The sequence below is a fragment of the Priestia sp. TGN 0903 genome, assembly GCF_050846855.1.
Classification (GTDB): domain Bacteria; phylum Bacillota; class Bacilli; order Bacillales; family Bacillaceae_H; genus Priestia; species Priestia zanthoxyli.
This window is the reverse complement of the sequence record NZ_JBOZGL010000018.1, coordinates 16,353-32,659: the sequence shown is the minus strand read 5'-3', so window position 1 is coordinate 32,659 and position 16,307 is coordinate 16,353. Positions and strand designations below refer to the sequence as shown.

19 protein-coding genes are annotated in these 16,307 nt (G+C 33.4%); 6 read left to right on the top strand and 13 right to left on the bottom strand.

Translation table 11 applies throughout. The annotated features are described in order from the left end of the window. The 6 genes from ACRPLY_RS26065 to ACRPLY_RS26040 all read right to left on the bottom strand — a co-directional run. A partial coding sequence (locus tag ACRPLY_RS26065; RefSeq protein ID WP_432232181.1) for a hypothetical protein occupies window positions 1-390 on the bottom strand: 390 nt, incomplete at its 3' end. A 139-nt stretch (window positions 391-529) separates the two neighbouring features. Next, window positions 530-1,585 carry a phosphotransferase gene (locus ACRPLY_RS26060; protein ID WP_154992522.1) on the bottom strand — a complete coding sequence of 352 codons (1,056 nt, stop codon included), beginning with the start codon at window positions 1,583-1,585 and terminating at the stop codon, window positions 530-532. Window positions 1,586-1,590: 5 nt separating this feature from the next. Continuing rightward, entirely contained in the window at window positions 1,591-2,766 is a 1,176-nt protein-coding gene (locus tag ACRPLY_RS26055; RefSeq protein ID WP_014462109.1) for a carbamoyl-phosphate synthase, read from the bottom strand. A 3-nt stretch (window positions 2,767-2,769) separates the two neighbouring features. Next, window positions 2,770-4,074, bottom strand: a complete 1,305-nt coding sequence (locus ACRPLY_RS26050; protein ID WP_432232180.1) for a glycosyltransferase family 4 protein — start codon at window positions 4,072-4,074, stop codon at window positions 2,770-2,772. Continuing rightward, window positions 4,071-4,727, bottom strand: a complete 657-nt coding sequence (locus ACRPLY_RS26045; RefSeq protein WP_033580846.1) for a PIG-L deacetylase family protein — start codon at window positions 4,725-4,727, stop codon at window positions 4,071-4,073. Before ACRPLY_RS26045 ends, ACRPLY_RS26050 begins: the two co-directional genes overlap by 4 nt. Window positions 4,728-4,967: 240 nt before the next feature. Next, entirely contained in the window at window positions 4,968-5,117 is a 150-nt protein-coding gene (locus tag ACRPLY_RS26040; protein WP_014462112.1) for a hypothetical protein, read from the bottom strand. A 169-nt stretch (window positions 5,118-5,286) separates the two neighbouring features. Here ACRPLY_RS26040 and ACRPLY_RS26035 point away from each other — a divergent pair, with 169 nt between their 5' ends. Continuing rightward, the gene (locus ACRPLY_RS26035; RefSeq protein WP_080974307.1) at window positions 5,287-6,030 is read left to right on the top strand and encodes a hypothetical protein; all 744 of its coding nucleotides are present in this window, start codon (window positions 5,287-5,289) and stop codon (window positions 6,028-6,030) included. A gap of 142 nt (window positions 6,031-6,172) precedes the next feature. Here the strand turns inward: ACRPLY_RS26035 and ACRPLY_RS26030 are convergent, their stop codons facing one another. Next, on the bottom strand, window positions 6,173-6,994 hold the full coding sequence (locus tag ACRPLY_RS26030) for a YncE family protein (RefSeq protein WP_154992531.1): 822 nt from the start codon (window positions 6,992-6,994) through the stop codon (window positions 6,173-6,175). A gap of 296 nt (window positions 6,995-7,290) precedes the next feature. Between ACRPLY_RS26030 and ACRPLY_RS26025 the strand changes: the two genes are divergently transcribed. The 3 genes from ACRPLY_RS26025 (at window position 7,291) to ACRPLY_RS26015 (ending at window position 8,659) form a co-directional block, all read left to right on the top strand. Then, complete coding sequence (locus tag ACRPLY_RS26025; RefSeq protein WP_014462115.1) at window positions 7,291-7,506, top strand: spore coat protein; 216 nt, start codon at window positions 7,291-7,293, stop codon at window positions 7,504-7,506. Between the two features lie 138 nt (window positions 7,507-7,644). Next, window positions 7,645-8,205, top strand: coding sequence for a spore coat protein (locus ACRPLY_RS26020; RefSeq protein WP_014462116.1), 561 nt, complete (start codon window positions 7,645-7,647; stop codon window positions 8,203-8,205). 25 nt (window positions 8,206-8,230) lie between these two features. Next, window positions 8,231-8,659: a spore coat protein gene (locus tag ACRPLY_RS26015; protein WP_014462117.1), complete on the top strand. Its 429-nt coding sequence runs from the start codon at window positions 8,231-8,233 to the stop codon at window positions 8,657-8,659. Between the two features lie 206 nt (window positions 8,660-8,865). On the opposite strand, the gene ACRPLY_RS26010 is transcribed toward ACRPLY_RS26015, so the two are convergent. After that, window positions 8,866-9,300 (bottom strand): hypothetical protein, encoded by a 435-nt coding sequence (locus ACRPLY_RS26010; protein ID WP_014462118.1) that lies wholly within the window; start codon window positions 9,298-9,300, stop codon window positions 8,866-8,868. 243 nt (window positions 9,301-9,543) lie between these two features. Here ACRPLY_RS26010 and ACRPLY_RS26005 point away from each other — a divergent pair, with 243 nt between their 5' ends. After that, window positions 9,544-10,860: a glycosyltransferase family 2 protein gene (locus ACRPLY_RS26005; protein WP_432232179.1), complete on the top strand. Its 1,317-nt coding sequence runs from the start codon at window positions 9,544-9,546 to the stop codon at window positions 10,858-10,860. 1 nt (window position 10,861) lies between these two features. Here ACRPLY_RS26005 and ACRPLY_RS26000 read toward each other — a convergent pair whose 3' ends face one another. The 3 genes from ACRPLY_RS26000 to ACRPLY_RS25990 form a co-directional block, all read right to left on the bottom strand. Then, window positions 10,862-11,080, bottom strand: coding sequence for a hypothetical protein (locus ACRPLY_RS26000; protein ID WP_014462120.1), 219 nt, complete (start codon window positions 11,078-11,080; stop codon window positions 10,862-10,864). Window positions 11,081-11,095: 15 nt separating this feature from the next. Continuing rightward, window positions 11,096-11,620, bottom strand: a complete 525-nt coding sequence (locus ACRPLY_RS25995) for a hypothetical protein (protein ID WP_014462121.1) — start codon at window positions 11,618-11,620, stop codon at window positions 11,096-11,098. 145 nt (window positions 11,621-11,765) lie between these two features. Then, complete coding sequence (locus ACRPLY_RS25990; RefSeq protein ID WP_034327523.1) at window positions 11,766-12,482, bottom strand: glycosyltransferase family 2 protein; 717 nt, start codon at window positions 12,480-12,482, stop codon at window positions 11,766-11,768. A gap of 154 nt (window positions 12,483-12,636) precedes the next feature. Here ACRPLY_RS25990 and ACRPLY_RS25985 point away from each other — a divergent pair, with 154 nt between their 5' ends. Continuing rightward, a complete protein-coding gene (locus tag ACRPLY_RS25985) occupies window positions 12,637-13,719 on the top strand; it encodes a glycosyltransferase family 4 protein (protein ID WP_432232178.1) in 1,083 nt (360 codons plus the stop codon). Window positions 13,720-13,753: 34 nt separating this feature from the next. Here ACRPLY_RS25985 and ACRPLY_RS25980 read toward each other — a convergent pair whose 3' ends face one another. Then, window positions 13,754-14,998, bottom strand: a complete 1,245-nt coding sequence (locus tag ACRPLY_RS25980) for a glycosyltransferase family 4 protein (RefSeq protein WP_432232177.1) — start codon at window positions 14,996-14,998, stop codon at window positions 13,754-13,756. 571 nt (window positions 14,999-15,569) lie between these two features. Continuing rightward, window positions 15,570-16,301, bottom strand: coding sequence for a glycosyltransferase (locus tag ACRPLY_RS25975; RefSeq protein ID WP_014462126.1), 732 nt, complete (start codon window positions 16,299-16,301; stop codon window positions 15,570-15,572). Window positions 16,302-16,307 lie beyond the last annotated feature (6 nt).

Genomic DNA, 16,307 nt, shown 5'->3' with positions numbered 1-16,307 from the left:
ATCTTTTTCATGTTTGTCTTTGCATTTATCTTTGCCATAATCTTTTTCATGTTTGTCTTTGCATTTATCTTTGCCATAATCTTTTTCATGTTTGTCTTTGCATTTATCTTTGCCATGATCTTTTTCGTGCTTGTCTTTGCATTTATCTTTGCCATGATCTTTTTCGTGCTTGTCTTTGCATTTATCTTTGCCATAATCTTTTTCGTGCTTGTCTTTGCATTTATCTTTGCCATGATCTTTTTCATGCTTGTCTTTGCATTTATCTTTGCCATAATCTTTTTCGTGCTTGTCTTTGCATTTATCTTTTTCATCTTTGTTCTTACGAAGGTCATACATCGCTTTTAAGCAGTGCTTACTTTCATCATTTTGATCATAATAAAATTTAGTCAAATGAATTCCCTACCTTTGTTTAAAATTGGTGTTTCTATATATTCTATTTTCAAACAGAAAAATTGCTTGTACATTGAGGTAAAAATGGCTTTTAGACTATTTTTAAGTTAATAGTCTAAAAGCAGCATAAAAAAAGCATTTATTGATATATTCCTAACTCTTTACCCCATGTTGAAATCTTTTCAAGATGGTAACTTAAAAGTTCACCTTCACGGTTATCAGCAATCCTTCTCAGTTGAGTGTGAAGGCCTCTTTCCAAGGTTCGCTGGAGATAGGCCATTTTATAAAGAATCATAGGGTTTGTTTTAAAGGTAATTCCGTGTTTTTTCATTTCAGCCACGTATAGACCCACACACTGAGTACGTATTTTCTCTGCATTTGGTTGCCAGTCTTTTCTGAAGCCTAACAATAGTTCCACTAATACAACCATGTCAAACCATACTGGAGCGTATTTGGCTGACTCCCAATCAATGAATTGAATAGGCCATGGTGTATGTCCAGTAACATTTTTGCTACATATATTTTGCATGTGTAGATCGCCATGCGTAATAGCTAATCCATTTTTAGTTAATTCAGGAAAGAAATCCGGTCCTTTATTGTATAGCTTAATTAATGATGAATAATAAGGTTTTATAATATGGCCAATACGATCATCTTTCATTGCTGCATGCAATAGGTCAACTGTTTGATTCATAGATTTGGCCCTATTCTTTTTTGTAGAAGCATAAACAGGTAGCCAATCTCTCCAAACGTTTTCATTCTTTTTAAACCTATTTTCAAAAGTTTGACCATGAAGTTTAGCTATACTGGGAATAATATATTGAAAGTGAGACGGAGAGAAGGTCAATTGTCCACGTATTTGATTAACAAATTCCATAAAGACCCAGGTTTCATTTTCGACTGTTTCTACAAGATAAATGCGAGGCAAAAACTCTTTTAAAATGGGGTAAGATTTTTTGTAAATATTAATCTCTACTTCATTTTTGTAGGCTGTCGAATTGTAGACCTTAAAGATAATTGGATAATAACCATTTTTTCTTTGAAGCAGTAATTTATATATACTACTTCGTTTTGTTGATTTTAAACACTTAATTTCTGAAGGGATAACTGTAATTTTCTCACCCATCGAATAAGAAAGTTTTTCTGCTATTTTTAAATCTTTAATCTGATAATAGAGCGCCTTAAGATCATACATAGTAATCATTCCTTTCGCTTACGTTTCCACGTATTAACTAAATGAGACCATGCGCTTCTGAAAAATGGCATTGGATCATTCCATGCAAATAGAGCAAACTCTTTTTGACCTTGCAGCCCCAGATAAAAATCTTTGAATGTCATTTCGGAAGTTTTTTTCTTTTGAAGGAAAGTAAGGTAATACCTTATAAGGTAAATCCATTTAATACCGTCTATTTGATTCAATCTAGGCTCTGGGTTTTGGTTAGTGAGGTATAAATAATAGGTGTAGGCAAAGTCAATACCTGAGGGGCCTGTGAGACTATGGGTAAGCCAAAAGCGAGGGTTTATTTCAATGAATTTATAAATTCCATCTCTTGGATCCTTTTTGAATTCAGCCATGCCTATGCCTTTGAGCTTTATTTCTTCAAAAAATGGGAGACATATATCGATAAGTTCAGGAACTCTTTTGCTGACGATATGAGCACCTGTTCCAAATTCGGCAGGAAACTGATGGTTTTTTTGTAAGGAGAATAATGCAAGTAGTTCCATATTTTCATTATAGAGAGTAGCTACTTTATAAAAGCATTGATTGTCTCCAGGAATCAGTTCTTGAATAACTAATTGTCCGCATTCTCTATAAAAACAATAATCATTCCTTAACTGCTCAGGAGTATCAAATACAATTGCTTTTTTGTTGATTTTCTTTCTGAACTCGTGGCCGAGAACAGGTTTTAAAATACATGGGAATTCAACATTTAAGATAGCCTCTTCAAGTTCCTCTTTACTATCTATTACATATGTTTTTGGACATGGAATATTATGCTTGACGGCGAGCTCGTAAGTTTTGTTTTTATCAAGCACTTGCTCAACTAAATTATCATCAGGTAATAAAAACAAGAAGTAATTTAGCAATTCGTCTCGGTTTTTGGAAATGAATTGTACGTAGTCATCTGCTCCTGTATACAAGACAGGTTTTGAACCAATTTTTTTAGAGAGGTTAATTAGGAAGTTTAATAGTTTCTTTTCCTCAGTTACAGGACTAGGGCATATACTGCAAGTAGCTAGGCGTGATTTTCCTATTTTATATGGTTTTTCTGTGTCAAAAGCGTAAACATTAATACCTTTTGCTGTTAAGCTTCTAATAATGCCAATCCCGTTAGCGCTCAAATCAAGAATAACTGCAGAGTGTTCATGGTTCATACTTTAATTCATCTCCCAAAAATCAGTGTATAAATTTTTTATTTTTCCTACCATGCTGTCTACAGTTAAGTGGTTTTTAGCATGGTTTTTCGCAGTTGTGCTCATTTTATTTCGCACTTCTTTATTTGTAATGAGAAATTTTAATGCATGTGCTAGCTGTTTAGGGTCCCCAGGTTCGACAATAATACCTGTTTTATTATGCTTTATCAGCTCAGGAATTCCTCCGCAATTTGTGGAAATTACAGCAGTACCACTATGCATAGCTTCAATTATTGAAATGGGTAAGCTATCATTGATTGTTGGAAGTACAAAAATGTCAGTTTTATTTAAGAGTGAAGGTACATCGTCTCTAGAACCTAAAAAGTTTACCATTGATAAACCCAGAGCCTTTTTCTGTTTTTCTAATTTCTCTCTCATTTGTCCATCACCGACGATTAATACCTCTACATTGGAAGTATATTTTTTTAGACGTGCCAGTGCGTCAAACAGATAATTATGTCCTTTTCGAGGACCAAGCCTAGCTACGCATGTAATAACTAGCTTTTGTGAATCCTTTTCTTTTCCTTCCCTTTGGTTCACTGGATAATCAATTCCCGTAATAACTGTAGTGATGTTTCTGTTTTTTGCTCCTAGCTTTATTAATGGTTCACGAAACGAATCGCTTAAAACAATAATATGACTTGCATATTCTATTGCTTTACTTTCAAGCTCCGTAAAATATGCTTCTTCTACAGACGACTTTTTAATGATGTTAAATTTGAGTCTGTTAGATGTGAACATTCCATGGGGCGTGTAAAATAAGGGTTTATTATGGAATTCATTAAATCTTCCCAAGATATTTGCTGTAAATAAATCTTGTGCATGAAGAATATCATATTTTTCTAAATTTATTGTTTCGAGCATTTTTTCATATACATATATAAGTCTTTGATGATTTAAAATTCTGTCATTGTAACTTCCATAACGTTTGGTAAAAAAATGTTTTAAATTTGGGGTAGCAACTTCTCGGAATTGCTTTACTTTTGACATTGAAAATTGATTAGGAGAAATAATGTCTACTTTATGTCCTTGACTTTTTAAACCTTTACTTAAAGTAGAGATATAATTCGACAGTCCACCCACGTGAGGGAAGCTCCAAAAGGTAGCAATTAAAATAGAAAATTTCTTTTTCGAATTTTTTCTTGAAGAGCTTCTTCTTTTCGAATTTTCTTTTGAAATGGTTTTTCTAGAAGAGCGCGACTTAAGTCCATAATATTGGTCTAACGTGTCGATTAGATAGGGGTAGGGAAAGGCAATTTCATGGTTCATTTCCAAACCCTCCTTATAATTTCAAAAGCTTCAGCATAAGGTACGCCAATGCTCATGCCTCTTAGCCTTCCTAAGTACTTAACACCTTCATAAGAACGAGGATGAGGGAACGATCTCATTTCGAGATCATAATGTTTAAGGGCATTAAGTTTACTTTCCATGGTGGCCGTAACATCTACAAAAAAATTTGGTTTAAATGTCTTTTCACAAGAGAAAGCACCCCATTCACTCGACGAAACGGTTTCAAATGTAATTAATTCTATGGGGGAAGTATATGGGAGTGGTCTAGTTGCAGTTAATACCGCCTGAAAAGTGATCTGATGATCTCTATTTAGATCTCCATAGTGATGTGTAAAAATCTTGACCGGTTTGTATTTTTTGATAAGCTGCTCGATTTCTTTCGTTAATTCGTGAAGAGGAATCATTTCTAGTTCCAAATTGACATGCTCAAGAAATACTACTTCTTCAATACCAATTTCTTTATTAGCAAGTCGACCAAATTTCTGAATATGATGAGCTTCTTCCTTTCTGCCCAAAGCAGTAATTACCGAAATTACTTTATACCCTTCATCTACAAATTTTTTTAAGGTTCCTGCGGTTCCTAATAGTTCATCATCAGGATGAGCCCCGATTACTAATATACAATTGCTCATATCTGTGCCTCCTGTAGCTTTTTCTTCTATACTTGTACTATAAACAATATATGAGATTATCCAGATATTAGAAACCGTCATTGGCGGAGAATTAAAAATTAGAGCTATACTAATTAATATAGAAGGCATATTTGTTGCTTCTTTCATTATGTAATTTTAGTAGTAAGAAAAAGTAGAGCCATAAAAGAAATAAGACCTATTGCTAAATGCCAACAGGTCTTATTTCTTTTTTAGGTAAAATTAATACTTAGAGTTTAATTTCCATAAATTTATAACTCTCATTTCTTTACAAGTATCCTTACAAGAATCATGTTTTTTATGTTTCTCACACTTTTTACAAGGATTTTTATGATCTTTCTCTTCCAAAGTCCAATCTTCTTTATACTTCATATCAATATTCACCTCTTTCATTACTATAGTATGTAACCGTTGGTAACAGGAGAGGGTGCTTGTCTTGGATTTGAACAAAAATTTTTCGCGAACTTATATGTAGATGGATAAGTATACAAGCAATTTATTTATAAACGAATAGAATAACAAATGGGGAAGGAGGAACAGAATGGGCAAATCATATTTTCATTATCGTAGTGATCATGATAGGTGGGATAGGCTTCCGAAAGAAACTCTCTTTAAATGGCACAATAAGAAAAAGTATCAGCTGCTGAGTAATAATAATGTCCAGCTTGTTCCGTCTAACAGCGTTAAAAAATTAGACTTGTTGAATGATAAAGCATTTGGGCACTCTTCTCAGAAATTAATAGGAGAAAAAGAAAATGAACTTATGAATTTTAAAAGGTATAAGGTAGTTGGACAAGGCAAAGATGGTGTTATTTATCAATTGACTGATAATCGATGTGTAAAAGTATTTTTTAAGGAAGAGGTATATAAAAAAGAGTTAGAAGCAATAAAAGTGGGGCAGTCGTCTTTTATTATTCCTCATCTCTACGATTATGGACCAAATTACATAGTCATGGAATATATAAAAGGAATTTCCTTGGCAAAACATCTGAAAAAAAATCAATATATAGAAAAGGCTTTGGTTGTACAATTGATAAGCCTCTTTAATGAATTAAAGAAATTAAGTTTTCGTAGACAAGATACGGAATTACGGCATGTTCTAATAACTGAACAGGGAAATTTAAAAATAATTGATCTTAAAAGAGCTTTTAGTTCTAAGCGACCTACTCCTATTAAATTACTAAAAGATTTGAAGGGATTAAACTTATCAAAAGAATTTTTATCTCATGTTAAAGATATTCAACCTTCTCTTTATCAAAAATGGAGAAATTTTGATAAAGAGTGAACTCCTTAAGAAATATTTGAAATTATTAATTGTAGCAACAATAATTGTGTTTCTATAAGATTATTGTTGCTACAGGTTATAAAATAAAATCATGGTTATGCCACCTCTTATAGAACATAAGTATCCACGTTATGTTCTTATATTAGGTATCGGTTATTGTATAAGTTGACTGATCACCGACAGGGAGGGTAGCAATGACAATATTAGTAGCACCATCAATGACAGAGACTACACTATTTTCTTCATTCGTTACGTGAATTTGATTATTGGCTGCGTTAACATCAACCATAGAAGGTTGTTCTATGACAGGTACTATTCCAATTACAGCATTTGTACCTGCATCAATGACGGAAACGGTATCACTATTTTTATTAGCTACATAAATACGATTGTTAGATAGGTTAGCCCCTAGGTCAGTAGGCTGATCACCGACTTGCACTGTAGCCATTACAGCATTCGTCAATCCATCAATGACAGAGACTGTATTTTTAAATTTATTAGCTACATAAATACGGTTAATATAGGGATGGACATCTAAATTAATTGGGTGGGTTTCTACAGGTATTGTGGCAACAACAATATTGGTTGCACCATTAATGACGGAAACAGTATCATCCCCAGCATTTGTGATATAAACTCTATCCGTGTAGGGATTAACCCCTACACCTGAAGGCTGACTCCCCACTGGAATAATTCCAATAACTGTATTTGTACCTGCATCAATGACGGAAACTGTATTATCACCTTTATTAGTCACATAAATACGATTAGTAGATGGATTGCCATTTACGTTTGCTGGCTGACGTCCTACATTTATAGTGGCAATTAAATCATCAGTTAATCCATCCATCACAGAAACCGTATTGTTATCCTCATTTATTGTATAAATTTGATTAGTAGATGATTTTCCTTTTGGAGATAAAAAATCACCTGCAACATGCACAACCTTTGCTTTTTTTCCCATTTAACTCAACTCTTTTCATAAATACTGTTAAGAAAATTGTTGAAAACATAAGGCACTTACCTTATGTACAAATATATGATGTTAAATTTATTTTATTATCTTAAATTTTTAGGCGACAGAGATGGCTAGTACAGTTAACCTAAGAGAGAAATGCTACTGTTTTTATTTAAATGAAAATATTGGTGAGTAAAAAATCGCTTCAACAACATGTGAAAACAAGGGGGAATTGTTTCCTTTTAGGCCATTCCTGCATATGTTGTTATGAATAACGACCTTATATAGAAGGAGCGATTAATATGAGTGATTCACCTAAAAAACCGGAGATTGTTCCAAATAAGTTAATGGACTTATTAGTAAACGATGTTTTTTCTAAACATGGCATAGATAAAGAAAAAATTAAAGGAAACCTATCTGAAGAGAAAAAACAAATGCTTAAAGAAATGGTTGAAGATTTGTCAAAACGAGTGGATGAGTTTGTAAAACAAACAAATGCTACCAACAAAAAAAAATAAATTATATTATTTATAAACGCCGTTAAATAGGCGTTTTTGTTGTTTTTTAAAATGGTTGCACTCAATGGTCAATTGGCCCAATCCTATTGATTGGTATGTTCATATATTAATACATACCATGAAAAAGGAGTGTTAGTTATGTCATCTAAAAAGTATTATTCTTACGATGTAAAGAAAAAATGCAAAAGCAAACATAAAAAAGATGATCCTAAGAAGCATTGTAAAGATGGCTGTAAAGTAGATCACTATGAAAGTGAATCTACGGAATATGATTACTATAATAGTCGTGAGAGTTTCGAAAGTAGGGAGAGTTTTGAAAGTTTTAATGCAGAAGTAGTTCAAGAGGCAGATCAACTTTCTTTAATTGACCAAGAATCAGATGAATTAATTTGGATCAAAGATTCTTGTGATGTTAATGTCACTACAACAGATACTCAAGCAGCTATCGGTATTCAAGTGGCTATCCAAGTAGCCATCGCTATTGTAATCCGTATTGCCATCGGCGATACTGTTCAAAAAGATGGTGTGCTTCAAGACTTATTACAGCTATCTGAAATAGAGCAAACAAATAAACAAAAAATTTATATTGAGAATTCTAAAGACGTAGAAATTACAACGACTGATACAGACGTGGCTCTTAACGTTCAAGTATTGTTACAAGTATTAGTAGCTATTATTGTACTTGTCGATGTTCTTTAATTAAAAATTAAACGAGGTGAGAAAAATGGGTGAAAGAAAATGGAGAGCACTAGACCATTGTGAAAATAAACGGTTCAGTGGTAGAGACGTATGGCAAGAAGCTGATCAAATAGCTGCTACTGAACAAAAATCTTTTGAGAAAATTATTGTTAAAGATTCAGAAGGTGTTAGAGTACAAACGACAGATACTCAAATTGCAGCGACTATTCAAGTAGCTTTACAGATAGCTATTGCAGTAGTAGTTCGTATTACAATCGGTGATAATGTGCAAGGAAACAGCGTCGTTGAAGAACTAAAACAATTCGCTAGCATTAAACAAAAAAATTCTCAAAAAACAATTATTGAAAACTCTACAAATGTAAATGTTACAGCTACTGACACAGATATCGCTGTAAATCTTCAAGTACTATTACAAGTATTAATCGCTATCTTAGTTACATTAGACATCCTTTAATATGTAACTAACCTTCTGAGCGTAAAAACAAGGAAGGGAAATTATTGTAATCCTATATAGGAAAACAGAATAAACAGGGAATTTTATTCTGTGAATGCATTTAGCTAAATTTATTCGTGCGTGTTTTAGTAAATAAAAGAAAGTAAAAAAGCCTTCGCGTTTATAAAAGCGAAGACTTTTTTATTAAATAAAATTGAATAATATTCTTAATCCGAATAAGCAACTCCATTAAAACTTTCTGGTCCAACTCTCACAGTTCCTAGGATGTTACAAGTGATGAAAGCTGTGTAAATTAAAAGATTAGAAGCTGGCTTTGGTACATTAAAATCTGAAGCAGTAAACGTAAAAAGCTGTGGTCCTAAAAGGTTAATATTCAACGCCTCCGATGAAGAGTAGACAACTGGGTCGTTAAAGGCAGTACCTCTTACAATAGTAATTGTAACAGTAGTTGCGACAGGGAGGAGTGGTAATTGGCAAGCTACAGTACCACTTAATTGAGTACGAATAGCACCTGTAGCACTTGTAACGTTGAGGCCAATTTGACCGAATAGACCTGGATTAGAGAGAAGTGTAATAGGGATAGAAATAGAGTTAGCTATACTAGCATTTTGAGATGTTCTAGAATCTAATAATATCGTCATGGTATTTTTAACCTCCTTTCTATGTACTATTACTATATGAAATGGTGACCTGTAGTGATTGGACAAACTAATTACCTTATAGTGTTATTTAAACTGTTATTAATTAGATTAACATCTGATTAAGGATTCTTTTAATGAAAAAGTGTTCGAATTTAAACCATACATACTGAGAGATACACATAGAATGATCATATGTAAAGCAATAAATTAGGTGTCAGGAAAACAGCTTAATGAGGCCTCATGATGGCTAGAATTCTTAAAGGCGGAGGAGTATATATGAAGGATATTCATTTGTTTTTAATTGGATATGTAAACTCAAGTTCGATAAAAAAAGCTATAGATTCGGTGCATCTTATTAATAATCGTATAGATGAAATTATTATCTTGGACATACCGGAGTCTTTAAACCAATTAGGATTGACTTTTGAAGGTGCAAAGACAAAATGTATAAACTTACTTGATAATGATTTAGGGTTAACATTAAATCATCACATTCAAGCACTGTCTTGTGAATATGTCATGTTCTTGTATAGTTATGATTATTTAGATAATAGTATTACGAAGCATCAATTAGCATTAGATGATGAGAAAGTTGTAATGACTTACGATATCACAATTAATAATAAAGTTATACAGCGACCGTTTTTGTCAAAGGCTTCTTTTCTCCAACAACATCCCTTCTCTTTGAGATGCCACATTCCATTTAAAGAATCTGTTCTTCCATCTTGGCTTTCAACAGTAGATGAACTATCTATCGCTTCTTCACCGAATAAATTGGTTAATCAAACATTCATAGATAAAACCAGTAGTAATCTTCAAAAGTTAAATTTTATAGAGAAGTATCAGCAAAAGTTAGAGAAACAGAACTTAGCTCCTTCAATTGCTGTTATTATAGCTAATTATAATATGGCTAATTATGTAGGGATAGCTATTAACTCGTGTATTCTGCAAAGTAGTCTTCCAGAACAAATAATAGTAGTTGATGATGGATCAAACGATCATTCCCTAGAGATTATAAAAAGTTTTAAAAACACACCAGGTTTTAGGTTTCTTAGTAAAGATAACGGTGGGAAAGCAAGAGCTCTTAATGCGGCTCTATCATATGTTGAAACAGAATTTGTCATGGAGTTAGATGCCGATGACTGGCTAGACCCAGATGCATTTTACACTATAAGAAGATGTTTAGAAAATTTAAAGGGAGATGTAGCTGTTCTCTACGGTAATTTAAGAGCATGGAAGCAGAATGGAGAAGAAAATATAAGGTATAAAGGGTTAAGGAAAGGACGAGCGATTCTCAATAGAAACGACCTTCTTTCCTATGTATTTCCCTTAGGACCTCGCATCTATCGTACGTCGACTTTAAAACAAAATAACGGGTTTCCTTTAATTGATTTTGAAGGAGGACGAATGTATGAGGATGTAAGTGTATTAAATGATCTAATAAAAACACATCGATTGTTATATAAGGATATGACAGTTTATAACGTAAGGGAACATCCGTTAAGTATCACGAAAAAAAATCACTCCAGTTGGAGTGATTTCTTAAAATACCTTGACTAGTTTACGCAACCGGTGAAATTTTAATTGAAGTAATTGATGGAAGAGCAATAGTTAAAGGAAGAGTAGTTCCGCCATATCCATATCCCACAGTTTGAAGGATTGTAATAAGGCCATTTGTTACAGCAGTGATAATTCCTTCAACAAAGCCATCTGCTAGTGCGATTTCGACTGGTGTACCAATACGCTTTGTTAATTCAGCTACTAAAGTACTTTCAAACATAGTATGACTCCTTCCTTAAAGTGATGATACTGTTTCAACTTTAGAAAGTGGGATATAGTTTAACGATCCGTCACTTTCAGCAACTGCCACGTAGTCTGATAAAACAGCAAGTAAAACACCTGTAATGGTTTCATTTGGTGTAGATAGTTGAACTGTTTGATTAACACGATTTTTTAAGTCGTTTCTAATCGGGGCTGAACCAGATGAAATTGGTAGTCCTGCTAATATGGAGAGAAGATTTCTTAAAAGATCACTAGCAGAAGTAGTAGTAGTACTTACAAGACCCGTAGTAGTGTTTAAGATATCAGTTGTAGTCGTATTAACGGTATTTAAAAGGCCAGTTGTAGTTGTATTAACAGTATTTAAAAGATCTGTTACGACAGTAGTAGGATTAATAGTATTTAAGGCGTTAGTTACAGTAGTAGCAGGGTTGACAGCATTTAAAAGGTCTGTAGCAGAAGTAGTAGTTGTGTTGACTGTTTGAGGTAATGAAAGCAGGTTTTTTAACAACGCTGCTCTTGCTTCACTTGATAGTGCCAATAGAATTCATCCTTTCTTAAAGCAAAGTTTTTGCATTATTATCTATGTTTTATAATATGCTTATCCGATTTTAAGGTGCTCGGCGGTTTACCTAATTTACTTAAAAATCCGCCTTTCTTATACAGTAGCAAGAACTAAATAGTAATTAAGAGTGTTCTTTATATTTTAACGCTAGCTGTTCCATTACGTGTTTATGACGATTAATTACAATTTTGTTTTCTTCTTTTATAAAAGAAGCATATTTTTTGCTCCCCATATTTTCATGTATCCTTGATAACAAAAGGGGCTGAGGGATGTATTGTAAATCGAATATTTGAATGATTCGTAACCATAAGTCATAGTCATGAGTATAAAGAAGTGTCTCGTCAAAAAGACCCACATGGTCAAACACACTTTTGTGAATCATAATTGAGCAGCCGTTAATAATATTTCCTTTGCTTATTCTAGTGATAAGATCTAATTTATTTAACGTCTGAATACCTAAAGGCGGACTAATAATTCGTCCTCTATAATTGATGGCGTAGTAATTTGTGTGACTAAAAAAGGCATTATGAGTTTTCATCGATTCTAGTTGTATGGCGATTTTATGATGATCATAAATATCATCAGAACTAAGCCAACATATATAATCACCTGTTGCTTGCTGAATTCCTACATTTAAAGCACTCGCTGTGCCACCATTTTCTTTTGTAATATAGATGATTTTATCTAAATAGGGAAGGATTTTATCCGTATGCTTAGTAGATCCATCATTTACTACTATAATTTCAATATTGGTGTAGGTCTGTTTAGTTAAACTATCTAGTGCATGATCGATATAAGAGCAATTAAAGAATGGCACAACAATAGATACTTTTGACATATTCACTTCTCCTTTCAAGAATTAAAAATCTGTGATTATGTTTTTAGGGAAAATAACAATTTTTAAATTTACATCGCATTTATTAACATATGTAACACGGTTTACATATGAAATAGAAGTTTATTAATTCTACACGTAAAGGTGGAGAGGGAAAATGAATGTATTATTCGTGTTTTATGTTCCAAGTGGAGGAGTAGAAACGTTAAATCGTCAAAGGTGTAAAGCCCTTAAAAAGTACAACATTAATGCTCATTGCCTTTATTATGAAAATAGAAAGAAAAGCATAAATGACCATGGGACCCAAACGTTTGTAACGAATGAAGACCATGAAATTAAAAAAATACTTGATGAAGGAGATTATAGTCTCATTGTCATTGTCTCAGATTTTCAAGCTCTTCCTCGGTTTAGATCGCTTGGATATCAAGGGAAAATGATTATTGAAATACAAGGGTACGGCCCAAAAAGTACAGCAAAATCTGCTCTTACAGATGCTATACCTCTTGTCACTAACTATGCTTCAGGATTTCTTAATCCCAAGACTCCTCATATCGTGCAATTACTAGATGAACTCTACCCCTCATTTCCAAAGTTTAGTTTCAACAATTGTTTTGATACTAATCAGTTCTCCTATAAAGCTGTACCTACTAGTCATCAGCCTAACGTCGCATGGATTGGGCGAATCGAAGATAACAAAAATTGGAGAGAGTTCTTAAAAATCGGTAGCGAATTAATCCATAATCACAATTCAAACATACGATTACATATGTTTGAAGACCCTACTCTAAGCGAAGCTAAGGAAAGAGGTCAATTTGAAAAATTAATTAAACAGTTAGATTTAGAAAAACATCTTTTTCTTCATGCAAACGTTCCGAATGATCAAATGGCCGTTTATTTTTCCATGATAGGGGAATCAGGCGGGTTTTTATGCTCTACTTCAAAGGTAGAAGGAGCCCCATATTCTCTTCTTGAAGCGATGAGTTGTAAATGTCCGGTTTTAACCACTGACTCCGATGGCGTAAGAAGCTCAATTATTCATAATAAAACGGGGAAATACTATACATTAGGTGACGTTACCGAAGCTGTTAAAGAGGCAAAGGAGTTAATGACGGATTCTCAGTTAAGAGAAAAGATACGTAAAGATGCTTTTGAGCACGTAAAATTAAATTTCAACCCAGATTTATACTGTGTGAATTTTATTTCAATGATTCAATCACTGGGACTAAACCTCAGTAAGTAAATAAAATACCAGATATTTTCTAGTATCTGGTATTTTATTTTTCTTGATTTTCTGTGTTAAGTTTTTCTGCTTGTTCGTAAAGCGACAAAAAATTAGTAACCATTTTGTTAAGGTCCCATTTATCTTGAGCCCACTCTTTTGTACAAGAAGCTAGCTGGTTTCGAAGTAAATCATTTGCAAGCAAATACTTTAATTGCTCATACAGTTCATAAATATTTCCTACAGAAGAGACTAGCCCGCTCCTTCCCACTTCAATCATTTCAGGTAATCCAGCTGTATTGCTAATAAGAACAGGAAGGCCTGCAAGCTGGGCTTCCATAACAGAATAAGGCTGAGTATCGTGAATACTAGGGTGAACAAAGATATCGGCTTCTCTAAGGAAATGAAGAACATTATTCGAGGCACCTAAAAATCTAACTTTATCTTTTAGATCTAAGTTTGTGCATTGTTTTTCTAATTCCCCTTTAATTTCGCCTTCCCCCAGTATCCAGCATTCCCAATCCTGTCTACCTTCTTTTAAGAGAGCAAGGGCATCTAGGAGGTGATGAATGCCTTTTAAATAGACAAGCCTTCCCATATAAAGGATAATTTTTTTACTCTGCTTGGGTCCGATAAGTGGCTTCTCCATGGCATCCCCAAGGAACTGTTGATTACTAATTCCATATGGAAAGGTAACAATTTTGTCTGAAGGAATAGAAAAATTATCTGCAATATTACGAGACATCCATTCGGTTGGACTATGAATGAAATCACTGGCTTGATATCCTAACTTCTCAATCACCTGGTGATATTGATATTCAAATGTAGCTTCTATTTGTTCGTCTGTTTTATGAGGGTGCATGGTTTTGAGTGTGAAAAAGATATCACGTGATAAATTTCCAAGAGCACTAGTAACAAGTGGAATATGAGAAGGTTTAACTCGATTTATAGCGTTTGCTGCTGTGACATCTAGCGCATGTATAAGGTCATATTGCTGAAGGTTGTAATATGCTGCGGAAAGTTCTAAGCTATAACGAAATAATTCAGTGTTGTATATCCAACTCTTCATTGGAAGTGAAGGAAGCTCATTAAGCAATTTTTCTTCAATATAGGGAGAAAGAACAGCAATATCTATTTCTGGTTTTTGTCCAATGATTCGATATTTATTTAAATCAGGGGTCTGGCTAAGGATATGAACTGTATGACCTGACTCTTTCAGTGACTGTTGGAGTGATGATACAAATGTCCAAACGCCTCCGGTATAGGGGAGTGGGTAATAGGAAACTAATAAAATCTTCATTTTATAATCATCCTTTAATTATTTTCTCTCTATTCAATAGTAAGAGGAGAAGAATAAGAATTTTCAACGCCTAAAGCACCTCATTGAGTATGAGAAAGAATTATACTTACAACCCCAGGATCAGGTATCTTATAATTGGTAGGTAAATTAGTTTTTACTTCATTTAAAAACTCAATTAGATTTTCATCAAATAACGAATCCTTATTATTCTTCATGTATGTCCCTTCTTTTCTCAAAATTGATATATGCTTAAATTTTTATTATTTTGCAAATTCCTATCTATATAATATGTCCAAAATTTTTAATTGGCACGGACGAGTGCACGCTGATAGTAGATAAATATAATAACAATTTTTGCAAATTCTTTTTTACAAAGTTTGTTTATTAAAGTTTCCATACAGATTTGTATGTAATAAACTTTACACATTTCCATGTAAAGTTTTTAGAGTGAAAGATAAACTTGTGTCCTAATAATACGTTTCATTTATTAAATGAAAGTAACGAGTGGAAATACTTGTAATAAAGACTAAATAGGAGGGTGTAAGGGGTAATCATAGAAGGATAAACTCACCTAATCTTGTGAAGGATTTGATTGTGATTTACTTATATATTTTTGCAGCAGAGGGCGGTAATGAAACTCGATAGTTTTCATTTCTTCTCTCATCTCATTTTGGTATCTACTGGTGCCTGATTTTTCATGAGAACGAAATTTTGTGAGTGCTTCATCATAATAATGGATTTCATAGCCATTGACAAGCATACGAAACCACATCTCATAATCATGAGTATAACGAAAATCCGGAGAGAAAATCCCAATTTCATCAAAGATCTTCTTTTTTATAAGAATGGTACATCCATTTATAGCATTATACGTTAAGTAGGCATTATACACTTCTTCTAAATTAGAAAAACGTTTACAGCACCAAGGTATTAAAACTTGGTTATCTTTATTAATATAGTCAAAGTTAGTGAAGCTGGCATCTATGTTCCTTTGCTTCATAAAGTTTAGTTGTTTAGAAATCTTTTCAGGAACAAAATAATCATCCGAGCTTAGCCAGGCTATATACTCTCCTGTAGCAGTGAATAAACCAGTATTTATTGCAGTAGCCGTCCCGCCATTTTCTTTTCTTATATAAACAATTTTATCTTTAAAGGACTCTATCTTCGCAGTGTGGGATGTAGAACCATCGTCTACCACAATTACTTCAACATTTTCATAAGTTTGGTTTAAGGCACTTTTGATTGCTTGATCGACAAAGGCACAGTTGTAAAAAGGAATAATTATTGATACTTTTGGACCCATTGTTTC

What these genes read in the sequence shown, in the direction of transcription:
- ACRPLY_RS26010 (WP_014462118.1), bottom strand. Translation starts at nt 9,300, where the DNA reads ATGACGATATTATTAGATTCTAGAACATCTCAAAATGCTAGTATAGCT.
- ACRPLY_RS26005 (WP_432232179.1), top strand. Translation starts at nt 9,544, where the DNA reads ATGGCTAGAATTCTTAAAGGCGGAGGAGTATATATGAAGGATATTCAT.
- ACRPLY_RS26060 (WP_154992522.1), bottom strand. Translation starts at nt 1,585, where the DNA reads ATGTATGATCTTAAGGCGCTCTATTATCAGATTAAAGATTTAAAAATA.
- ACRPLY_RS25980 (WP_432232177.1), bottom strand. Translation starts at nt 14,998, where the DNA reads ATGAAGATTTTATTAGTTTCCTATTACCCACTCCCCTATACCGGAGGC.
- ACRPLY_RS26030 (WP_154992531.1), bottom strand. Translation starts at nt 6,994, where the DNA reads ATGGGAAAAAAAGCAAAGGTTGTGCATGTTGCAGGTGATTTTTTATCT.
- ACRPLY_RS26025 (WP_014462115.1), top strand. Translation starts at nt 7,291, where the DNA reads ATGAGTGATTCACCTAAAAAACCGGAGATTGTTCCAAATAAGTTAATG.
- ACRPLY_RS26050 (WP_432232180.1), bottom strand. Translation starts at nt 4,074, where the DNA reads ATGAACCATGAAATTGCCTTTCCCTACCCCTATCTAATCGACACGTTA.
- ACRPLY_RS26000 (WP_014462120.1), bottom strand. Translation starts at nt 11,080, where the DNA reads ATGTTTGAAAGTACTTTAGTAGCTGAATTAACAAAGCGTATTGGTACA.
- ACRPLY_RS25990 (WP_034327523.1), bottom strand. Translation starts at nt 12,482, where the DNA reads ATGTCAAAAGTATCTATTGTTGTGCCATTCTTTAATTGCTCTTATATC.
- ACRPLY_RS26035 (WP_080974307.1), top strand. Translation starts at nt 5,287, where the DNA reads ATGGGCAAATCATATTTTCATTATCGTAGTGATCATGATAGGTGGGAT.
- ACRPLY_RS25985 (WP_432232178.1), top strand. Translation starts at nt 12,637, where the DNA reads ATGAATGTATTATTCGTGTTTTATGTTCCAAGTGGAGGAGTAGAAACG.
- ACRPLY_RS26055 (WP_014462109.1), bottom strand. Translation starts at nt 2,766, where the DNA reads ATGAACCATGAACACTCTGCAGTTATTCTTGATTTGAGCGCTAACGGG.
- ACRPLY_RS26045 (WP_033580846.1), bottom strand. Translation starts at nt 4,727, where the DNA reads ATGAGCAATTGTATATTAGTAATCGGGGCTCATCCTGATGATGAACTA.
- ACRPLY_RS26020 (WP_014462116.1), top strand. Translation starts at nt 7,645, where the DNA reads ATGTCATCTAAAAAGTATTATTCTTACGATGTAAAGAAAAAATGCAAA.
- ACRPLY_RS26040 (WP_014462112.1), bottom strand. Translation starts at nt 5,117, where the DNA reads ATGAAGTATAAAGAAGATTGGACTTTGGAAGAGAAAGATCATAAAAAT.
- ACRPLY_RS25975 (WP_014462126.1), bottom strand. Translation starts at nt 16,301, where the DNA reads ATGGGTCCAAAAGTATCAATAATTATTCCTTTTTACAACTGTGCCTTT.
- ACRPLY_RS26015 (WP_014462117.1), top strand. Translation starts at nt 8,231, where the DNA reads ATGGGTGAAAGAAAATGGAGAGCACTAGACCATTGTGAAAATAAACGG.